Genomic DNA, 20,086 nt, shown 5'->3' with positions numbered 1-20,086 from the left:
GCCGACCTGAGGAGGTCGTCCGATGAAGGGCAGCGTCACCCATTTCGAGATCCCGGCCGATGACGTGCAGCGGGCGGAGCGCTTCTACGCCGAGTCGTTCGGCTGGAACATCCAGGACATGCCCGAGATGTCGTACGCGATGCTGGGCACCACCCCGAGCGGTCAGGACGGCCGGCCGAAGGACCCCGGCGCGATCAACGGCGGGATGATGAAGCGCAGCGGCATGTTCAAGGCGCCGGTGGTCACGATCGACGTCGACGACATCGACGAGGCGCTCGCCACGGTGGAGAAGAACGGCGGCACGACCCGGATGGGCCGGCAGGCCGTGGGTGACATGGGCTTCACGGGCTACTTCTCCGACACCGAGGGAAACCTGATCGGCCTGTGGCAGTCCGCGCGCTGACGGTGCGCCGGCGTGCGCGTGGATGCGCGGGAAAACGCTCCCAGGACCGCCTGTGTGCGTAGCGTTGTGCCAATAGTCACCGAGGGCTCCCAACGGGCCGCAAACCTCGCTTAACCTGCGCCCACGGTGGGAATGGTTACTGACTGGTCGTTCAGCGTTGAGCGCGTGGGAGGGCAACCGGTGACAAAGTTCGTCTATGACTTCTCGGAAGGGAACAAGGATCTTCGCGATCTCCTTGGCGGCAAAGGAGCGAACCTCGCGGAGATGACCAACATCGGGCTGCCGGTGCCTCCCGGCTTCACGATCACGACGGAAGCGTGCCGCGCGTACCTCGACACGGGCGACCAGCCGGCCGGGCTCGCGGAGGAGATCGCCACCCACCTCGACGCGCTGGAGTCGTCGATGGGGCGCAAGCTCGGCGAGCCCGGCGACCCGCTGCTCGTCTCGGTGCGCTCCGGCGCCGCGTTCTCGATGCCCGGCATGATGGAGACGGTGCTCAACGTGGGGCTCAACGACGCCTCCGTCGACGGCCTCTCCCGCCAGGCGGGTGGCAACGACCGGTTCGCCTGGGACTCGTACCGCCGGCTCATCCAGATGTTCGGCAAGACCGTCTGCGACGTGCCGGGCGAGGAGTTCGAGCACGCCCTCGACGCCGCCAAGCGGGCCAAGGGCAGCGACAACGACCTCGACCTCGACGCCGGCGACATGCGCGGCCTGGTCGACGAGTTCAAGCAGATCTTCGCCAAGCACACCGGCCGGGAGTTCCCCCAGGACCCGAAGGAGCAGCTCGACCTCGCGATCCGGGCCGTCTTCGAGTCGTGGAACGCCGACCGCGCGGTGCTCTACCGCCGCCAGGAGCGGATTCCGGCCGACCTCGGCACGGCCGTCAACGTCGTGGCGATGGTGTTCGGCAACCTCGGCTCCGACTCCGGCACCGGCGTCGCCTTCACCCGCGACCCGGCCTCGGGCGCGCAGGGCGTCTACGGCGACTACCTGGCCAACGCGCAGGGCGAGGACGTGGTCGCCGGCATCCGCAACACGGTGCCGCTGCAGGAGCTCGAACAGCTCGACAAGACGTCGTACGACGATCTGATGCGGATCATGGCGACGCTGGAGGAGCACTACAAGGATCTCTGCGACATCGAGTTCACGATCGAGCGCGGCAAGCTCTGGATGCTGCAGACCCGGGTCGGCAAGCGTACGGCCGCCGCCGCCTTCATTATCGCCGGCCAGCTGGTCGACGAGGGCGTGATCGACCTCGACGAGGCGCTGCACCGGGTCAACGGCGCCCAGCTCGCCCAGCTGATGTTCCCGCGCTTCGACCTCGCCGACGAGCCCGACCAGCTGGCCAAGGGCATCGGCGCGTCACCGGGCGCCGCGGTCGGGAAGGCGGTGTTCGACGCCCAGACGGCCAAGGAGCTGGCGGCCGCCGGCGACGACGTGATCCTGGTGCGCCGCGAGACCAACCCCGACGACCTGCCCGGCATGATCGCCGCCCAGGGCATCCTGACCTCGCGCGGCGGCAAGACCAGCCACGCGGCCGTGGTCGCCCGGGGCATGGGCAAGACCTGCGTCTGCGGCGCCGACTCCCTCGACGTCGACGTGCGGGGGCAGCGGTTCACCGTCAACGGGCAGACCATCGCGCAGGGCGACGTGATCTCGATCGACGGCACCACCGGCAAGATCTATCTCGGTGAGGTGCCGGTGCAGCCGTCCGAGGTGGTCCGCTACTTCGAGGGCACGCTCGACCCTTCGCAGACGGAGGACGCGCTGGTCAAGGCCGTGCACCGGATCATGTCGCACGCCGACGACCAGCGCCGGCTCGCGGTGCGGGCCAACAGCGACACGGGGACCGACTCGGCGCGGGCGCGGCGGTTCGGCGCGCAGGGGATCGGGCTGTGCCGCACCGAGCACATGTTCCTCGGCGACCGGCGCGAGCTCGTCGAGCGACTGATCCTGGCCGGCACCACGCAGGAGCGCGAGGCCGCGCTGGCCGAGCTGCTGCCGTTGCAGCGGGCCGACTTCGTCGAGATCTTCCGCGAGATGGACGGGCTGCCGGTGACGATCCGGCTCATCGACCCGCCGCTGCACGAGTTCCTGCCGTCGCTGGAGGAGCTGGCCGTGCACGTCGCGGTCGCCCACGAGCGCGGCCAGGACGCCGGTCGCGACGAGAAGCTGCTGGCCGCGGTGCGCCGGATGCACGAGGAGAACCCGATGCTGGGCCTGCGCGGCGTACGCCTGGGGCTCGTCATCCCGGGCCTGTTCGCGATGCAGGTGCGGGCGATCGTCGAGGCCGCGGTCGAGCGGGCCCGCGACGGCGGGGCTCCGAAGCCCGAGATCATGGTGCCGCTCGTCGGCGCCGTGCAGGAGCTGGAGACCGTCCGCACGGAGGCCGAGCGGATCATCGCCGAGGTGGTCGGCGACAGCGGGGTCGAGGTCGTGATCGGCACGATGATCGAGGTGCCGCGGGCCGCGCTGACCGCCGGCCAGATCGCCGAGGCCGCCCAGTTCTTCTCGTTCGGCACCAACGACCTGACCCAGATGGCCTGGGGCTTCAGCCGCGACGACGTCGAGGGCGCGTTCTTCTGGCGCTATCTGGAGTTGGGCATCTTCGGCATCTCGCCGTTCGAGTCGATCGACCGGGACGGCGTCGGCCGGCTGGTGCGGATCGCCGTCGACGAGGGCCGGGCCGCCCGGCCCGACCTCAAGCTCGGGGTCTGCGGCGAGCACGGCGGCGACCCCGACTCGGTGCACTTCTTCCACGAGGTCGGGCTCGACTACGTGTCGTGCTCGCCGTTCCGGGTGCCGATCGCCCGGCTCGAGGCCGGCCGGGCCGCCGTCGAGTCGCAGGGATCGGACAGCCGCTGACCGTCCGGAGGGGTCCCGCGCCGCGGGACCCCTCCGTGAGCGTGTCCGGTCCTACAGCTCCATGTCGGATTCGATCTTGCGGAGCTGGTGGCGGGCCATGGCCAGGTTCGCCCTGGTCTTGTTCAGCGCGATGTAGAGGAACAGGCCCTTGCCGGCCCGCCCGGTCAGCAACCGGATCAGGTGGTACTGGTTGTCGAGGGTGATCAGGATGTCCTCGATGGCCTCCTTGAGGCCGAGCATCTCGAGCGTGCGCAGCTTCGCCCGCACCACGTCCGTGTTGCCGGCGGCGGCGACGGTCAGGTCGAGGTCCTTGCCTCCGCCGACCACGCCCAGCGACATGCCGCTGGTGTAGTCGACGAGCGCGACACCGATCGCGCCCTCGATCGTCATGCATTCCTTCAGTGCGGTGTCCATGTCTGCCATGAGCCTGTCCTCCGTTGTGTTCGGGTCTGCGGCGCCGGTCGTCGAAGCCGAACGACGACCGGACCGGTGTTTCACGACCGGGCAGCGCTGGGTCGGCCCGGTGCGGTGGTGCGGGTGGTGCGGCGGGGCAGCGGTTCCCGTGCCGGCGGGGCCGGCGGCGGGTTGGGACCGGGGACGCGCCCCGGCGGGGGTTGGGCGGCGAGCGCCTCGACGAGCAGGCCGAGCCGCTGCGCCACCTGGCGGGCGAAGCGGTGCACCAGGGCCAGGTTGGCCTGGGGCATCGCGACCACGGTCAGCAGCGCGGCACCGGCCGCGTAGCTGACCAGGCAACCGCCGTCGGCCTGGATGACCGTCTCGCGGTGGTTGCCGAGGCCGACCGTCTCGGCGAACCGCCGGCCGAGGCCGACCGTCGCCGCGGCCATCGCGGCGATGGTGTCGGGCTCGACCCGGTCGACGTCACTGGCGATGAGCAGGCCGTCGGGCCCGGCCAGGACGGACCCGACCACGTCCGGGACCTCGCGCAGCGTGCGCAGCGCGGCGGCGATCGCACGATCGGTGTCCACAGGCGGTATCTCTCCCTTTCTTAGGTGTCGGCGGCCGATGACGCCGGTGGCCCGCGGCTCATCGGGGCGCCGTCATCGGAGTGCCTTCAGGGCGGTACGGATGCGCTTGAGCAACGCCTCGTCGGCCGGGACGGGCGGTGCGGCGCTCGATGATTCCGGCAGGTGGGGCAGGCGCTCGCCCGGCTCCCGCCGGGGCAGCGCGGGCAGCGACCCCGGTGGAGCCGGCGCCGGGACCGCGGCACGGATGGGAGGGGCCGGGTCGTCGCCGGGTGCGGTCAGGGGGTCGGGCTGGTCGGCCCCGATGGGCGTCCGGCGTCGCGGCATGGCGGGCGTCGCGTCGCCACGCGGGCGCGAGGCGGGATCGAGCGGGACCGGGATGTCGCCCCCGGCGGCCGCGCGGATGTCGCGGGCCGAGCGGCCCGGGCCGTCGCCATCGGCCGAGGCGGCGCCGCGGAGCCCGCGCCCCGATGAGCCGGCGCTCCCGTCGCCGACGGCAGCCGCCGCTCGAACGTCGCGCCGGGAGCGGCCAGGGCCGCCGTCGTCGGCCGATGCTGCCGCGCGGATGTCGCGGGGGGAGCGGCCAGGGCCGCCGTCGTCGGCCGAGGCGGCCGCGCGGGCGTCGCGCGGCGGCAGGCCAACGTCGCCGGCCGAATCGGCCGCGCGAAGGTGGCGTCCCCCGTGCGCGTCGCCGGCCGAGGTGCCCGCCCCCGTTGCGCGACTACCGCGCGTCGCGCGCGGTGCGGCCAGGCCGGCCGCGACGTCGGCCGCCGGCGCGGCCGGCCGGAGGTCACCCGCGGCGACCCGGGCCGGCCCATCACCCGCCCGCGCCTCGCCGAGCAGGCTCGCGGCCACCTCGTCGGTCAGGGGAATGGCCGGCACGGCGCGCTTCAGCGGCGCGTCGCGGACGATCAGCGGGATGGCCCCCGCCGGCAGGGCGATGAGGCCCGTGGCGGCCAGGCGGCGTACCTCGGTGAGCACGGCGTAGCCGGCCCGCCCGAGCTCCCGCGCCAGGCCGGTCGGGGTGAGCGTGCCGTCGGCGCGGCCGACGATCTCCCACTGGAGCGCCGAGAGCACCACCCGCGGCACCGGCGGCCGGCGGACCGGCACGACGACCGCGTGGTCGACGCCGGGCTCCGGGTAGATCTCGTCGAGCAGCTTGCGGCGCCGGGCGGCCTCGCGGGCCAGCACGGCCGGGTCGACCGAGGTGACCGCGCCCATGCCGTGGGTCTCGCCGTCGACGAAGCGCAGCAGGGCGCTGGCCGAGCCGAGCGCGAAGTACGCCGCGTCGTAGATCGCGCCCAGCACGCACAGCTCGAGCTCGCCGTGGGTGAGGTGGCCCTGCTGGACGAGCCAGTGGCTGGGCCGCACGTCGGCCTTGCCGACGGGACCGCCGGTGGCCAGCGCGGCCTGCCACGTCTGCGGCGCCAGCCGGTCGGACGCGGTGAGCAGGTCACCGATGCTGGGGGAGCTGCCCGACTCGGCGAAGACGACCTCGCCGCCCACCAGATAGAGGCAGTCGTCGGTGCCGATGTGCAGCGCGCCGGTCGCGCTGGCGCCCGCCAGCTGGGTGAGGGCGCGCCGCGGCGAGCCCGTGCGGGGGATCCGGACGGACTTGGCCAACGCTCCTCCTGACGACTCGATTGGTCCGGGCGTTCCGGATCTAGGGGACATGTCCTGGGCCACGACGGCCGGGTGCGCGTAGGTGACCAAGGTGCGGGCTCGGATCAGGCCGCGACGAGGTCGTCGGCGAGGATGCGGATCCGTCTCTGCGCGACGGCCAGGTTGCCCTCGTGGCGGTCGAGCCAGACGTAGAGCAGCAACCGGCTGTCGAAGTCGGTGCGGATCATCCGCAGCAGGTGGTAGCCGCCGTGCGTGGTGATCACCACGTCTTCGACCAGGTCGTTGGGGCGCGTCGACGCGAACGGGGCGCGGTTGGTCGCCGCGTGGATGACGTCGGACGAGCCGGCGGCGGACGCGTCGGGGTCGCCCGTGGGCGCGTTGCCCGCCCACGCGAGCGCGAACCCGGTCGTGTAGTCGACCACGCTCGCCCCGATGGCGCCAGGGATGGTCATCGCCTGCCGTAGGCAGTCGTCTATGCCGGACACACGTGCTCCTCCACCCGGGTGGTGCCTCGGTGCGTCCGCTCCGGCCAGAGGGCGCGCGAGAATCCCGGGTAACGGGTCGGGGCCGGCGGCTTGCCGGCCATGACGATGTGCTTCCGCGAAACTACCCTCGGGCGAAGATCGTCCGCAGTAGTCTCACCCTCGGCGATCGGTCAGCAACTCTCGTCTGATCGGGTGTTGCAAATGTGGTCGAGATGGGCATGTGCCCCTGACGGGCCCGATGACGACCGAACGGGCGGACCGGCGATCGTACGCGTAACCTGTCGGACACCTTCTCGTTCCGTCCGTCCGTGCCGTCCGGAGGTAACACATGGGCAACCGCTGGGAGAACCTGGTGGTCGACGCGCGCGACCCGGCCCGGCTCGCCCGGTGGTGGGCCGAAGCGCTCAGCTACCAGATCACCTACGAGAAGCCCGACGAGGTGGAGATCCGGCGGACGCCCGACGAGTTGCCCGGCCTGATTTTCGTGCCCGTGCCGGAGACCAAGGGGGTCAAGAACCGGCTGCACATCGACCTGCGCCCCGACGACCAGGAGGCCGAGGTCGAGCGGCTGGTCGACATGGGCGCGCGGCACGTCGACATCGGACAGTCGCCGGGCGCGGGCTGGATCGTCCTCGCGGATCCGGAGGGCAACGAGTTCTGCGTGCTCGCACCCAGGGCGTAGCGTTACCGATGTGATCACGGGGGACGCCGACCGCTGGGTGCCCGAGCCGCCCAAGGACACCGGCGGCGGCCGCGGCCCGTTCGAGCGCGACCGCGCCCGGGTGCTCCACTCGGCGGCGTTCCGCAGGCTGGCCGCCAAGACCCAGGTGCACCTGGCCGGCACCGACGACTTCCTGCGCACCCGCCTGACCCACTCGCTCGAGGTCGCCCAGATCGGTCGGGAGATGGGCGCCCGGCTGGGTTGCGACCCCGACGTGGTCGACGTGGCCGGGCTCGCGCACGACCTCGGGCATCCGCCGTTCGGGCACAACGGCGAGGCGGCGCTGGACGACCTGGCCGCGTCGTGCGGCGGGTTCGAGGGCAACGCGCAGACGCTGCGGGTGCTCACGCGGCTCGAGGCCAAGGTGCACGGGGCCGGGCTCAACCTGACCCGGGCCGCGCTGGACGCCACGTGCAAATATCCCTGGGCCCGCCGGCCCGGCCGGCGCAAGTTCGGCGTCTACGCCGACGACCTGCCGGTCTTCGAATGGCTGCGGGTGGCCGCGCCCGAGCCGGAGCGGCGCTGCCTGGAGGCTCAGGTGATGGACTGGGCTGACGACGTCGCCTATTCGGTGCACGACGTCGAGGACGGGATCCACGGTGGTTACGTGCCGGTGCGCGCCCTGATCGACGACGCCGACGAGCGGGCGGCGGTGTGCCGGGCGGCGGCCGAGACCTACTCACCGGAGCCGGCGGACGTGCTGGCGCCGGTGCTCGACGACCTGCTCGCCGACCCGGCCCTGGTGGCGGTGGCCGACTACGACGGCAGCTATCGGGCCCAGGCCGCCCTCAAGGGACTGACCAGCGTGTTGACCGGTCGCTTCGTCGCGGCCGCGGTCGAGGCGACCCGGGCCGCGCACGGTGCCGGCCCGCTGCGCCGCTATGCCGCCGACCTCGTCGTGCCGGCGGTGATCCGGGCGCGGTGCGCGCTGCTGAAGGGCATCGCCCTGCGCTACGTGATGCGCCGGCCGGGCGCGCACGAGCGCTACGAGCGCCAGCGGGCGGTGCTGACCGAGCTGGTCGCGGTGCTCGTCGACCGGGCGCCGGCGGGCCTCGACCCGGCGTTCGCGGCGACGTGGAAGGCGGCGCCCGACGACCCGGCCCGGCTCCGGGTCGTCATCGACCAGGTCGCGTCGCTCACCGACCCGGCCGCGGTCGACTGGCACCACCGCCTGACGCGCTAGTGAGCCGGGAGGTCGTGCAGCGCGATCGCGCCGACCGCCTGGGCCCGGACGGCGAACGCGCCGGGCGTCAGGCGGACGCGTCTGGAGGGCTCCTGGTCGGCGCGGCCCCGGCCGCGGCTGTGCCGGCGGCGGGTCACCCGGCCGAACAGCCGCTTGCGGTCGGCGTCGGCGATCAGGTCGCGCTGGTGTTCGTGGGCGACGGTGAGCATCAGGTCGGGGTGCTGGTACATCGCGGGCTCCTTGTCGAACTCGGTGATGTCTCCATCCTGTTCGGACCGGGACGCCGCGACATCGGGAGCCGTTCCCTAACCTGCCGACCACCCCCGCCTTAGACGCCGTGGGACAGCCGCCTAGGTATACCTAGTGCGTCAGCAGATAGAAGCGGAAGAAGCCGAAACCCTCGATCGGCAGCACCTCGACGTCGGTGAAGCCGGCCGACCGGGCGTAGCCCCGCAGCGTGTCCGGCCGCATCACGGTGCCGGTGCCGACCGACTCGGGGTGGGCCATGCTGTCCGGCAGGCAGATCAGCATGCTGTAGCCGTACATCAGCCGCTCGATGTCGTCGCCCGGCGCCCGGAACGTCTCGCCCACCGCCTCGTCCATCACCACGACCGGCGCCCCGGGCCGGACGGCGGCGCGGACGGCGGAGAGCACCTCGACCGGTCGCGGCAGGTCGTGCACGCACTCGAAGGCGAACGCGGCGTCATGGTCACCGGCGCCCGGCAGGCCACCGCCGGCGTCGACCTCGTGGAACGCCACGCGGTCGGCGAGGCCCGCGGCCCGGGCGTTGGCGGTCGCCGTCGCCACCGAGGGCGCGTCGACGTCGAACCCGTCGACCAGGGCCTCGGGGTACGCGCGGGCGAGCGCGAGCGACGACCAGCCGGCCCCGCACCCGACGTCGGCGATCCGGGCGCCCGGCCGGCTCAGCACCGAGTGCAGCGGCTCGACCTCGGCCAGCGCGCCGGGCAGCGCCCGGTCGAACCACGGCCGGTTGGCGTCGGCCTGGGCCTCGCGCATCTCGGCGCCGAACGTCGCCCAGCCCACCCCACCGCCATCCCGGTAGGCCGAGACCAGCGCCGGCAGCTGCATCGCGGCGGCTGCGAAGGCGCGGGCCATCGGGGCGAGGTAGTTGAGGCTGCCGGCGTCCGTGAGCACCTCGGCGGCGCCGGGCGGCAGCGCGAATTGGCCGTCCGCGGTCACGGTCAGGATGCCGTACGAGGCCTGCTGCTCCAGCCACTCCCGCGCGTACCGCGGCGTCCCGCCGGCCCGCTCCACCAGTGCCGCGGCGTCCGCCGGGCCGCCGTCGGCCAACGCCTGGTACCAGCCGAGCCGGTCGCCGAGGTAGACCGACAGCAGCTCCGCGGTGCCCAGCGCCGAGCGGAACAACCGGTCCGCGAACTCTTCAGTGGACTGCGTCACCAGACGGACGCTAGCCAACAGCGAGTCAACGTCGGGCGTAAAACGCGGCGGATGGTGAAGACTGTCGGAATGACCGACCGGGTGTTCGTGATCGTAGGCGCGTCGCTGGCCGGCGCGAAGGCCGCCGAGACCCTGCGTGCCGAGGGCTTCGACGGCCGGGTGGTGCTGATCGGCGAGGAGCCCCAGCTACCCTACGAGCGACCGCCGCTGTCCAAGGGCTACCTGCTCGGCAAGGACGAGCGGGGCAAGGCCTTCCCGCACGACGAGGCGTGGTACGCCGACCAGCGCATCGAGCTGCGGATGGGCACCCGGGTGATTGCGGTCGACCCGGCCGCGCACGAGGTGACGCTCGACGGCGGCGAGCGGGTCCGTTACGACAAGCTGCTGCTGGCCACCGGCTCGTCACCGCGCACCTTGGACCTGCCCGGCGGCGAGGGCCCGCGGATCCACCACCTGCGCACCATCGAGCAGTCCGAGGCCCTCGGGCGGACGCTGCGCGCCGGCGACCCCGTCGTGGTGATCGGCGCCGGCTGGATCGGCCTGGAGATCGCCGCCGCCGCGCGGGAGTTCGGCTGCGACGTGACCGTGGTGGAGACCGACCGCGCGCCGCTGCGCCAGGTGGTCGGCGACGAGGTGGCCGAGGTGTTCCGGGCGCTGCACGCGGCGCACGGCGTCGACTTCCGGTTCGACACGCAGGTACGCGAGTTCGGTGGCATCGGCGACCGGCTCACCCACGCCGTGCTCGACGACAACAGCGAGGTGCCGGCTTCGGCCGCGCTGATCGCGGTCGGCATCACGCCCAATGTGGAGCTCGCCCGCGGCGCGGGGCTGCGGGTCGACGACGGCGTGGTGGCCGACGCGGCCCTGCGCACCAGCGACCCTGACGTCTACGCGGCCGGCGACGTGGTCTCGGCGTACCACCCGTTGTTCCATCAGCACATCCGGGTGGAGCACTGGGCCAACGCGCTCAACGGCGGCCCGGCGGCGGCCCGCTCGATGCTCGGGCAGGAGGTCTCCTACGACCGGCTGCCCTACTTCTTCACCGATCAATATGACCTGGGCATGGAGATGGCCGGCTGGTTGCCACGCGGCGGTTTCGACCGGGTGGTGTTCCGGGGCGATCCGTCCATCGTGGACGGGAAGACGCCCGAGTTCACCGTGTTCTGGACGCGGCAGGGACACGTGCTCGCCGGCATGAACGTCAACGTATGGGACGTTCAGGACGATATCCAGAAACTCGTGCGGGCCGGTTACAGCGGCAAGGATGTCGACCTGGACCGCCTCGCGGACCCCAGCGTGCCCCTCGACGCGCTTCTCGCCGGATAGCACGCGGGATTCCCCGATCACCCGCGCCTCGGCGGCCAGGTTGGCGATGCTGAAAATCTGGCAGAGCCGAGGAGCGAGCGATGGCAATCAACCAATCGACCGCGGCCGCGGTCACCGGTGTACGCGGTCCGGCGCGCGAACCGGTCAACCTGACCGTCAACGGCTCGACGTACCCGATCGAGCTGGAACCGCGTGTCAGCCTGCTCGACGCGCTGCGCGAGCACCTGGACCTCACCGGCACCAAGAAGGGCTGTGACCAGGGCACCTGCGGCGCCTGCACGGTCTGGATGGACGGCCGGCGGGTGCTGTCCTGCCTGACCATGGCCTATTCGGCGGAGGGCCACGAGGTCACCACCATCGAAGGGGTGGCGCCGGAGGGCGGGCTGCACGCGATGCAGCAGGCGTTCGTCGACCACGACGCCTTCCAGTGCGGCTTCTGCACGCCCGGGCAGATCATGTCGGCGATCGCGCTGCTGCGGGAGGGCAACGCGGGCAGTGACGAGGAGATCGCCGAGCACATGAGCGGCAACCTCTGCCGGTGCGCGGCGTACCCGAACATCCACGCGGCGATCCGCGAGGTCCGCGACGCGGACGACGACGGAGGTCGATGACATGCGCCCGGTGAGCTTCTTCCGTGCCAGCTCGATCGACGACGCGGTGGCCGCGGTCAGCGGGCATCCCGACAGCGCGTTCCTGGCCGGCGGCACCACGGAGATCGACCTGTTGCGGCTCGGCGTCGTGCAGCCCAACCTGCTCGTCGACGTCAACGACCTGCCGCTGACCTATCTGGAGGACATCGACGACGGCGGCGTGCGGATCGGCGCCATGGCCCGGATGAGCGACGTCGCCCGGGCACCCCGCATTATGGAGCGCTACCCGGGAATGTCGCAGGCGCTTCTGCTGGGCGCCTCCGAACAGCTGCGCAACATGGCGTCGATGGGCGGCAACATGTGCCAGCGCACCCGGTGCTCGTACTTCCGTGATCCGCAGTCGTCGTGCAACAAGCGCGAACCCGGCACCGGGTGTGCGGCGATGAACGGGATCAACCGCGGCCACGCGATCCTGGGCACCTCGGACCAGTGCATCGCCACGCATCCGTCGGACGTGGCGGTCGCGCTGGTGGCGTTGGACGCGACGGTGCGCACGATCGGCCCCGACGGCACGCGCACCATCCCGATCGAGGACTTCTTCCTGCGGCCCGAGGACACGCCCAACATCGAGCACCCGCTGGCGCACGGCGAGCTGATCGTCGCGATCGACGTGCCGAACCTGCCGGTCGCCCGGGCCTCGCGCTACGTCAAACACCGCGACCGGGCGTCGTACGAGTTCGCGCTCGTCTCGGTCTTCTCGGCGATGCGGGTCGAGGACGGCACCGTGGCCGAGCTGCGGCTGGCGCTGGGCGGCGTCGGCACGGTGCCGTGGCGCGCGCACCGGGCCGAGGCGGCGCTGGTCGGTCGGCCGGCGACGCCGGAGAACGTCGCGGCGGCCGCCGACGCCGAGCTGGCCGACGCCCGCACGACGCCGATGAACGCGTTCAAGGTGACGTTCGCCAAGCGGGCGATCGTCCGCGAGCTGAGCGAGGTGACGGCATGAGCTTCCTCGGCAAGCCCGTCAACCGCGTCGACGGTCCGGAGAAGGTGACCGGGGGTGCCCGCTACACCGGCGACATCGTGCTGCGGGGGCTCGCCCACGCCGTCATCGTGCGCGCCGCCGTGGCCAACGGTCGCGTCCTGTCGATCGACACCTCGGCGGCCGAGGCGGCCGGTGGCGTGCTGGGCATCATGACGCACGAGAACACGCCGAAAGTGGCCAACCAGCCCCGGCTGATCCCGTCGCTGGCCGGGCAGCCCGCGCCGGGCGAGAGCTTCTTCCCGATGCAGGACGACGTCGTCCACTACTGGGGGCAGCCGGTCGCGGTGGTCGTCGGCGACACCCTCGAGGGCGCGACGCACGCGGCGGCGCTGGTCGACGTCACCTATGACGTCGGGGTGCCGGTCGCCACGATCGAGGACGGGCGGGCCGGCGCGTACGAGGCCAAGACCCTCTTCGGCGGTCTGATGCCGGGTCGGGACGAGCGCGGCGACGTCGAGTCGGCGCTCTCCGACGCGGAGGTGCGGGTCGAGCTGCGCTATCACTACGCCGCCAACCACCACAACCCGATCGAGCCGTCCGTCACCACGGCGCAGTGGGACGGCGACCGGCTGACGATCTACGACTCCACCATGGGCGTACGCGCGACGCAGCTCACCGTGGCCCAGTTGCTCGGCATCCCGCTCAGCGACGTCCGCGTCATCACCCACTTCGTGGGTGGGGCGTTCGGCTCGAAGGCCATGGTGTGGCCGCACGTGACCCTCGCCGCGATGGCGGCCCGTCAGGTCGGCCGCCCGGTGCGGCTGGCGCTGACCCGGGCGCAGTCGTTCACCTCGATGGGCCTGCGCGAGGAGCAGGAGCAGTCGATGACGCTGGGGGCCCGGCGCGACGGCCACCTGACCGCCATCAAGCACGAGAAGCTCTCGGTCACCTCGCCGTTCGACGACTGGGCCGAGCCCGCGACCGGCGGCTCCTCGCAGGTGTACGGCACCGAGCACTACCTCGGCGTGCACCACCTGATCCGGGGCAACACGATGACGCCGACGTTCACCCGGGCGCCGGGCGAGTCGCTGGGCTCCTTCTCGCTGGAGTGCGCGATGGACGCCCTCGCGTACGAGCTGGACCTGGATCCCGTCGAGTTGCGGATCATGAACCATCCGCCGGTCGACCCGCACGGCAACGCCTGGTCGAGCGACGGTCTCGCGGAGTGCCTGCGGCTGGGCGCCGACCGGTTCGGGTGGGCCGACCGAGACATGACGCCGGGTACGCGCCGGGAGGGCAACTGGCTGGTCGGCACCGGCGTCGCCGCGGCGGGCTACCCGGTCGCGTTCATGATGCCGGTGCAGCACGCCCGCGCCCGGATCTTCCACGACGGCAGCGTGATCGTCCAGACCAGCACGCAGGAGTTCGGCACCGGCGTCGCCACGTCCATGTCCCAGGTCGCGGCCGACGGTCTCGGCGTCGAGATGGACGTCATCCGGTTCGAGCTCGGCGACACCGACCTGCCCAACACGAGCTCGGCGGTGGGCTCGATGGGCGCGACGATGGTGTCGTCGGCCGTGCACAACGCCGCGACGACATTGCGCAACGACCTGGTGGCGCTCGCGGTCAACGACGACGCGTCGCCGCTGCACGGCCTGTCGCCCGGCTCGGTGCGGGTCGGCGACGGCCGCATGGTGTCCACACTGGACCCGTCCATCGGCGAGTCGTACGCCGACGCCCTGCAGCGCAACCGGCTCCTCGACATGGAGGCCCTCGGCAGCTGGACCCCGCCGCCGTTCGACACGCCGCACGGCCTGCTCACGTTCGGCGCCCAGTTCGCGGAAGTGGCCGTGGACGCCGAGCTGGGCCTGGTGCGGACCCGGCGGATGCTCGGCGTCTTCGCGCCCGGCCGGGTGCTCAACCCCAAGCTGGCCCGCAGCCAGCTGATGGGCGGCATGCTCTGGGGCATGCAGCAGGCCACCCACGAGGGCAACCGGATCGACCGCCAGTCGGGCCGATGGGCGCTCAACAGCCTGGGCGAATATCTGGTGGCCGTGCACGCCGACGTGCCCGACGTGCAGGTCGAGTTCGTCGAGGAGGACGACGACGTGGTCGGGCCGCTGGGCGTCAAGGGCGTCGGCGAGGTCGGCCAGGTCGGCGCGGCGGCGGCCGTCGCCAACGCGGTCTTCCACGCCACCGGGCACCGGTTCACCGAGCTGCCGCTGGCGCCCGAGCTGGTGATGAGTGGCCTCCCGGGCTGAGGTGACCGCGGCACTTCCCGAGCGGCCGGTCATCAGCGCGCCGGCGACGGAGCTGCGGCCGGCCGTCCGGGCGGAGATCGCGCGGAGCGTCGCCCGCCAGCCGTGGCTCGGCCTGGCCGGCCTGCTCGGGCTGGTGGTGCCGATCGCGGTGGTGCTGTCGTTCGCGCTCGACGGTCCGGCCCGGTCGGTGGTGGTGATCGGCCCGCTGGTCACCTTCTCGCTCGTGCCGGTCGCCGTCGTCGCGTTCTGGTGGGAGGACTGGCCCGGCACCGCCCTCGCACCGCGGTGGCTGGCCGGTTGGCTCAACACGGCGTTCATCGTGGTGTTCGGGGTCGGGCTGACGTTCCTGGGCCAGCTGATCGCCGGCGGGGTCGACCCGCGCGGCGTCTTCGACCCGAACCCCGGACCTGGGCACCTGCCGACGTTCCCGGCCACGTTGCCGCTGGCCGGCGCCGCGTTCGCCGCGGCGCTGCAGTTCACGCTCGTCAACGAGGGGTGGCCGCTGCGCGGGCGCCTGCCGCGGATACCCGCCGGTTTGCTGGCTGGCGGGCTGGCCTGGGGCGCCGCGCTGCTGGTGTACTACTTCGTCGCCGACGTGCGGCCGCCGCCCGGCTCGGGCCTGCACACGCAGACCGGTCCGATGTCGGGCGCCGCCCTGGGCGCGCTGCTGGTCACCATCGGGGCGTGGCAGACGTGGCTCTACGTGACGTGGCGCGGGTGGCCGTTCAACCGCATCCGGCGGCGCGGGCCGCGGTTGGTGGTGGCGAACGCGACGGTGATCGCGGGCGGGTGGGCCACGTACACCCTGATCCATCTCGCGGTCAGCCCCGGGAAGATCCTGGCCGGGGCGGCGGCCTTCACCGCGGCGGCGCTGGTGGTCTCGATGCTCTTCGAGAACGCGGTGCGCCCCCACGTCACGGCGGTGATGGACAAGTGGTTGTCGGTGACGACGGTGTCGGCCCTGGCGGTGGTGCTCTACGTGGTGCTGACGGCCTATGCCCGCACAGCCGACCTGGGGCGGCTGGAGCCGAACGAGTTCGTGGTGCACGCCTGCCTGAACGCGCTCGCCTTCTCGGTCATCACCCACGTCGCCGTCGGCCGCCGCTGGCCCTTCGCCCGCGACCAGACCCGATCGCCAACCTCCCCCGACCCATCCGCGACCTGACCTGATCTGCCGGCGGCCGGGCGCGATGTGGCCGAGCTGGTTCCTCCGCGACCTCGCCCGAGCCGTCTGCGACCCGACCTGGCTCGCTTTAACCTGATCCGATGGAGTTCGAGGAGCTGATCGCCGCCGCGTTGGCGGTGGTCGCGCCGCGACGGTTGCAGGGGCGGCTGGTCGGCGACGTGGGGGCGGCGTTGCTCACCGCCGACGGCAACCGCTTTGTCGGGGTCTGCATCGACACGCCTTGTGGCACCGGCTTCTGCGCCGAGGCGAGCGCGATCGCCGCGATGGTGACGGCGGGGGAGGAGCGGATCGCGCGCATCGTGGCGGTCTGGCGTGACGACCAGGACCGGATCTACGTGCTGCCGCCGTGTGGCCGCTGCCGCGAGTTCATCCGGCAGCTGGATCCGGCCAACCTGGACACCGAGGTGGTGCTGGGCAGCGACCGCTGGGCGCCGCTGCGCGACCTGCTGCCCGAGCACGAGTGGCCGTCACCGATCAGTTGACCGGCCGCTCCGCTCCGGGCCGCCTGGCCACGGTACGTCGGATCCGAACCTGCGCGACCCGCCGCGCCGCCCGGCACCGTGGGGCGTCGCGGGTCAGGTGGCCGGGCGCTCGCGCTTGGGCAGCTTGGCCCCGCCGGCACCGTGGGCGTCGCGGGTCAGCTGGCCGGGCGCTCGCGCTTGGGGAGCTTGGCCACGACGGCCTCGTAGGAGGCGTCGATCGCCTCCAGGATCTCGTCGTCGGGGATGCCGGTGCCGACGGTGAGCGTGTTCCAACCTGACCGTCCGATGTAGGCCATCACCTTCGCCTGCTCCGGATAGCGGGCGAGCCACTCGTCGGCCATCTCCCGGTTGGCGCCGCATTTCAGCCCGACGGTCGGCGGGGGCCCGGCGCCCAGGAAGGCGAAGATCTTGCTGCCGACCTTGGCGACCTGGTCGCCCTCCCACGGCTCGTCGGGCCACGCGCCCGGCTTGGCCAGGCAGTAGGCGACGAGGTCGTCCCGGGTCATGCCGTCACCTTAACCGCTGGGCCGTCGGTGGCGCCGCACGCCGGTCTCGCCAGGCCCGCTGCTTGCCGCGGTTCGGGTCGCCGGTGGGGCCGCACGCCGGTCGCGCCAGGCCTGCTGCTTGGCGCGGTTGCCGCACAACCGCATCGTGCACCACTTGCCGGTGCCGGCGCGGGACGAGTCGAAGTAGGCCCAGCCGCAGGCGTCGTTGGCGCAGACCTTGAGCCGGGACCAGGTGCCGGCGGTCATCGACTCGGTCACCCGGATCACGATCTCGCCGAGCGCGCCGTCGGCGCCCGTCGCCCGGGACTCGGCGCGCCAGGCGTGGTCCTTCGTGAACGACAGCGTCACCCGGGCCCGGCGGGCCACCTCGTCGAGCACCGCGAGCGCCGGGTCAGGGACGGGGGAGCGGTCGTGGTTGGCGGCGGCCGCCGAGCGCAGCGCCTCACGGAGGCGGTGGGCCCTTTCCAGCTCGCCGGGGCGCACACCGGCGGAACCCCGCCACAGGCCGGCGTCCATCAGCCAGGCCCGCAAACCCGCCGCGTCGGCGACCGAGTCGGTGCCGGCCTCGATGTCGCGCGTGTTGACGAACCGGCGGACCAGCTCGAGCCGGCCGGGCGCGGCCATCGGGTTGTCGCCGGACATGCGCCCATCATAACCGGCTTGCGGGATTACCTGGTTACTCATAACCTCCTTGACTATGACACCGGTTACGTTGACCGCGACCGCGCGTGATCGGCGGCCGGCCTGGTCCAATCCCGACTTCCGCCGGCTCTGGCGCGGTTCGGCCGCCTCGACCCTCGGCAGCGAGATCGCCGAGCTCGCGTTGCCGCTCTTCGCGCTCGTCACCCTCTCCGCCTCGGCGGCGGAGGCGAGCACCCTGCGGGTCGCCCAGTTCCTGCCGTTCCTGTTGGCCACGCTTCCGGCCGGTCTGCTGGTCGACCGGCTCCGCCGGGTCCGCCTACGCCTGATGATCGGCGCCGACCTGGGCCGGGCCCTGCTGATCGCGCTCATCCCGATCGCCGCCTGGGCCGGCGTCGCGAGCATGCCCGGCCTCTACGTCGTCGTCTTCGTCGCGGCCGTGCTCACGGTCGTCTTCCAGGTCGCCGACTTCGCGCTGCTGCCCGCGATCGTCACCGCCGACCAGCTGGTCGACGCCAACGGCAAGCTGTCCGCCACCCAGTCCGCCAGCGAGATCGGCGGCCGCGGCATCGGCGGCCTGCTGGTCCAGTTCCTCACGGCGCCGGCGGCGCTGGTGCTCAACGCGCTGGGCTACCTGGTCTCGGCGCTGTCCCTGAGCCGGATCACCCTGCCCGCACCGGGCGCCGACGGGCTGCGGCGCGCATCGGGTGCCGACGAGCTGCGGCCCGCGCCGGGTGCCGACGGGCTGCCGCCCGCAGCGGGCGGCGGGGAACCGCCGTCCGCGCCAGGTCGTGCGGAACCGCGACGTGCCCGGCGCGAGGGACTGGCCGGCGTCGGTGTCCTGCTGCGCCACCGCTACGTGCGCCCCCTGGCCGGCGAGGCGGCGACGTTCAACCTGTTCAACGAGGCCTTCGTGCTCGGCCTGATGCTCTACGCGGTGCGCGACGCCCACCTCAGCCCGATCGCGATCGGCGCGGTCTTCACCGCCGGCGGTGTCGGCTCATTCCTCGGCGCCTGGTTCGGTGCGCGCTTCACCACCCGCTTCGGCTACGGCCGGGTGCTGCTGGTCACCCTGATCCTCGGCAACGGCGCGCCGCTCGGGGTGCTGCTTGCGGGTCACGCCGGCGCCGGCCTGCTGCCCCTGTTCTGCGCCGTCTTCGTCGTGATGGGCGTCGGCATCGGCATCGCCAACGTGCACGCGGTCAGCCTGCGCCAGGCGGCGGTGCCGGCGGAGCTGCGCGGTCGGGTCAACGCCGCGTACCGCCTGATCTCGTGGGGCGCCGTGCCCGTCGGCGCGGCTCTCGGCGGTGTGGTCGCGACGCAGGCCGGCCCGTTCGCGGCCATGGCGGTCGGCGCGGTCGGCATCTCCCTGGCGACGCTGTGGGTCGCGTTCTCCCGGGTGCCGGCGCTGGCCGGCATCCACGAGGCCGAAAGGTTCGAAGGGGCTACCGCGGGGTAACTGGCGACCCGTGAACGGTAGCGCGATGAACACGGTCCGGCGCTGTGAGCGGGGCGGTCTGGCCTACACGTCCGCCGGCAGCGGCGAGCCGCTCGTGCTGGTCCACGGCCTGGGTGGCAGCCGCGAGACGTGGCGCCACCTCGTCGAGACGCTGGCCCTGACGCATACGGTGATCACGCCTGACCTGCCCGGCCACGGCGACTCGGACGCGCCGGCGGGCGACTACTCGGTCGGGGCACACGCCACGGCGGTGCGGGACCTGCTGGTCTGCCTGGGGCTGCCGTCGGCCACGATCGTCGGCCACAGCCTGGGCGGCGGGGTCGCGCTGCAGTTCGCCTACCAATTCCCGGAGCGCACCCAACGGCTCGTTCTGGTCAGCAGCGGCGGCCTCGGCCAACAGTGCACGCCGGCGTTGCGGGCGGCGACCCTGCCGTACGCCGAGACCGTCGTGGCCGCCCTGTCGTTGCTGCCGCCGGCGCTGACCCGCCGCGTGCTGCCGGCGATGCCGGCCCTGATCGCCCGCCAGGACGCGGGCGCCGTGGCCGACGCCCTGCACGACCTCGGGGACGCGCGCCGCCGCCGCACCTTCATCCGGACCGCCCGCACGGTCATCGACTGGCGCGGCCAGACCGTCAGCGCGGCCGGCCACCTCGACCTGCTGGCCGGCATCCCGGTGCTGATGGCCTGGGGCAGCGACGACCGGACGATCCCGCCGGAGCACCACCGCGCCGTCGCGGCCCGCAATCCGGCGTTCCACACGGCGGAGATCCCGGGCGCGGGCCACTACCCGCACGAGACGGCGCCCGAGCTGCTGCTGCCCGCGATCCACGCCTTCCTGCGGTCGACCCGCCCGTTCCGCTACTCCGAGGCATCCTGGCGGGACGCCCTCGACCAGTCGGCGCTGGACCAGGCCGCCTGACCCTCCCGGCGCTGCGCGATTCGTCGATCGGCGACGACGTGGTCCGTGCAC

Annotated in this window: 20 protein-coding genes; 12 read left to right on the top strand and 8 right to left on the bottom strand. The window is 72.9% G+C overall.

Going from position 1 to position 20,086, the window contains the following annotated elements; genetic code table 11:
* Positions 1-22: 22 nt before the first annotated feature.
* Positions 23-403, top strand: coding sequence for a VOC family protein (locus O7635_RS37435; protein WP_278085214.1), 381 nt, complete (start codon positions 23-25; stop codon positions 401-403).
* Between the two features lie 132 nt (positions 404-535).
* Positions 536-3,271, top strand: a complete 2,736-nt coding sequence (gene ppdK / locus O7635_RS37430) for a pyruvate, phosphate dikinase (RefSeq protein ID WP_278085679.1) — start codon at positions 536-538, stop codon at positions 3,269-3,271.
* 51 nt (positions 3,272-3,322) lie between these two features.
* On the opposite strand, the gene O7635_RS37425 is transcribed toward ppdK, so the two are convergent.
* From O7635_RS37425 to O7635_RS37410, 4 genes are all read right to left on the bottom strand, one after another.
* Positions 3,323-3,694, bottom strand: a complete 372-nt coding sequence (locus tag O7635_RS37425; protein ID WP_278085213.1) for a hypothetical protein — start codon at positions 3,692-3,694, stop codon at positions 3,323-3,325.
* 71 nt (positions 3,695-3,765) lie between these two features.
* Positions 3,766-4,257 carry a roadblock/LC7 domain-containing protein gene (locus O7635_RS37420; protein ID WP_278085212.1) on the bottom strand — a complete coding sequence of 164 codons (492 nt, stop codon included), beginning with the start codon at positions 4,255-4,257 and terminating at the stop codon, positions 3,766-3,768.
* A 72-nt stretch (positions 4,258-4,329) separates the two neighbouring features.
* Positions 4,330-5,877, bottom strand: a complete 1,548-nt coding sequence (locus O7635_RS37415; RefSeq protein WP_278085211.1) for a hypothetical protein — start codon at positions 5,875-5,877, stop codon at positions 4,330-4,332.
* Positions 5,878-5,981: 104 nt separating this feature from the next.
* Positions 5,982-6,362 (bottom strand): hypothetical protein, encoded by a 381-nt coding sequence (locus O7635_RS37410; RefSeq protein WP_278085210.1) that lies wholly within the window; start codon positions 6,360-6,362, stop codon positions 5,982-5,984.
* A gap of 328 nt (positions 6,363-6,690) precedes the next feature.
* On the opposite strand from O7635_RS37410, the gene O7635_RS37405 reads away from it, so the two are divergent.
* Together O7635_RS37405 and O7635_RS37400 are read left to right on the top strand one after the other, a co-directional pair.
* Complete coding sequence (locus O7635_RS37405) at positions 6,691-7,044, top strand: VOC family protein (RefSeq protein ID WP_278085209.1); 354 nt, start codon at positions 6,691-6,693, stop codon at positions 7,042-7,044.
* Between the two features lie 10 nt (positions 7,045-7,054).
* The gene (locus O7635_RS37400) at positions 7,055-8,266 is read left to right on the top strand and encodes a deoxyguanosinetriphosphate triphosphohydrolase (RefSeq protein WP_278085208.1); all 1,212 of its coding nucleotides are present in this window, start codon (positions 7,055-7,057) and stop codon (positions 8,264-8,266) included.
* Here O7635_RS37400 and O7635_RS37395 read toward each other — a convergent pair.
* Together O7635_RS37395 and O7635_RS37390 are read right to left on the bottom strand one after the other, a co-directional pair.
* Positions 8,263-8,496 carry a hypothetical protein gene (locus O7635_RS37395; RefSeq protein WP_278085207.1) on the bottom strand — a complete coding sequence of 78 codons (234 nt, stop codon included), beginning with the start codon at positions 8,494-8,496 and terminating at the stop codon, positions 8,263-8,265. The genes O7635_RS37400 and O7635_RS37395 overlap by 4 nt on opposite strands.
* A 130-nt stretch (positions 8,497-8,626) precedes the next feature.
* Positions 8,627-9,685 carry a class I SAM-dependent methyltransferase gene (locus tag O7635_RS37390; RefSeq protein ID WP_278085206.1) on the bottom strand — a complete coding sequence of 353 codons (1,059 nt, stop codon included), beginning with the start codon at positions 9,683-9,685 and terminating at the stop codon, positions 8,627-8,629.
* 69 nt (positions 9,686-9,754) lie between these two features.
* Here O7635_RS37390 and O7635_RS37385 point away from each other — a divergent pair, with 69 nt between their 5' ends.
* The 6 genes from O7635_RS37385 (at position 9,755) to O7635_RS37360 (ending at position 16,512) form a co-directional block, all read left to right on the top strand.
* A complete protein-coding gene (locus tag O7635_RS37385) occupies positions 9,755-11,011 on the top strand; it encodes an FAD-dependent oxidoreductase (protein ID WP_278085205.1) in 1,257 nt (418 codons plus the stop codon).
* 80 nt (positions 11,012-11,091) lie between these two features.
* Positions 11,092-11,622, top strand: coding sequence for a (2Fe-2S)-binding protein (locus O7635_RS37380; RefSeq protein WP_278085204.1), 531 nt, complete (start codon positions 11,092-11,094; stop codon positions 11,620-11,622).
* A gap of 1 nt (position 11,623) precedes the next feature.
* Positions 11,624-12,604 (top strand): xanthine dehydrogenase family protein subunit M, encoded by a 981-nt coding sequence (locus O7635_RS37375; protein WP_278085203.1) that lies wholly within the window; start codon positions 11,624-11,626, stop codon positions 12,602-12,604.
* Entirely contained in the window at positions 12,601-14,844 is a 2,244-nt protein-coding gene (locus O7635_RS37370) for a xanthine dehydrogenase family protein molybdopterin-binding subunit (protein WP_278085202.1), read from the top strand. Before O7635_RS37375 ends, O7635_RS37370 begins: the two co-directional genes overlap by 4 nt.
* Entirely contained in the window at positions 14,828-16,009 is a 1,182-nt protein-coding gene (locus O7635_RS37365; RefSeq protein ID WP_278085201.1) for a hypothetical protein, read from the top strand. The genes O7635_RS37370 and O7635_RS37365 overlap by 17 nt, the downstream gene beginning before the upstream one ends.
* 101 nt (positions 16,010-16,110) lie before the next feature.
* Positions 16,111-16,512 carry a cytidine deaminase gene (locus tag O7635_RS37360; RefSeq protein ID WP_278085200.1) on the top strand — a complete coding sequence of 134 codons (402 nt, stop codon included), beginning with the start codon at positions 16,111-16,113 and terminating at the stop codon, positions 16,510-16,512.
* 155 nt (positions 16,513-16,667) lie between these two features.
* On the opposite strand, the gene O7635_RS37355 is transcribed toward O7635_RS37360, so the two are convergent.
* Positions 16,668-17,018: an MmcQ/YjbR family DNA-binding protein gene (locus tag O7635_RS37355; RefSeq protein ID WP_278085199.1), complete on the bottom strand. Its 351-nt coding sequence runs from the start codon at positions 17,016-17,018 to the stop codon at positions 16,668-16,670.
* Between the two features lie 9 nt (positions 17,019-17,027).
* A complete protein-coding gene (locus tag O7635_RS37350) occupies positions 17,028-17,660 on the bottom strand; it encodes a CGNR zinc finger domain-containing protein (protein ID WP_278085198.1) in 633 nt (210 codons plus the stop codon).
* Between the two features lie 55 nt (positions 17,661-17,715).
* Between O7635_RS37350 and O7635_RS37345 the strand changes: the two genes are divergently transcribed.
* A complete protein-coding gene (locus O7635_RS37345) occupies positions 17,716-19,116 on the top strand; it encodes an MFS transporter (RefSeq protein WP_278085197.1) in 1,401 nt (466 codons plus the stop codon).
* Between the two features lie 25 nt (positions 19,117-19,141).
* Positions 19,142-20,035, top strand: a complete 894-nt coding sequence (locus O7635_RS37340) for an alpha/beta fold hydrolase (RefSeq protein WP_278085196.1) — start codon at positions 19,142-19,144, stop codon at positions 20,033-20,035.
* Positions 20,036-20,086: the final 51 nt, after the last annotated feature.

The sequence above is a fragment of the Asanoa sp. WMMD1127 genome, assembly GCF_029626225.1.
GTDB lineage: Bacteria > Actinomycetota > Actinomycetes > Mycobacteriales > Micromonosporaceae > Asanoa.
This window is presented reverse-complemented; position numbering and strand designations above follow the sequence as displayed.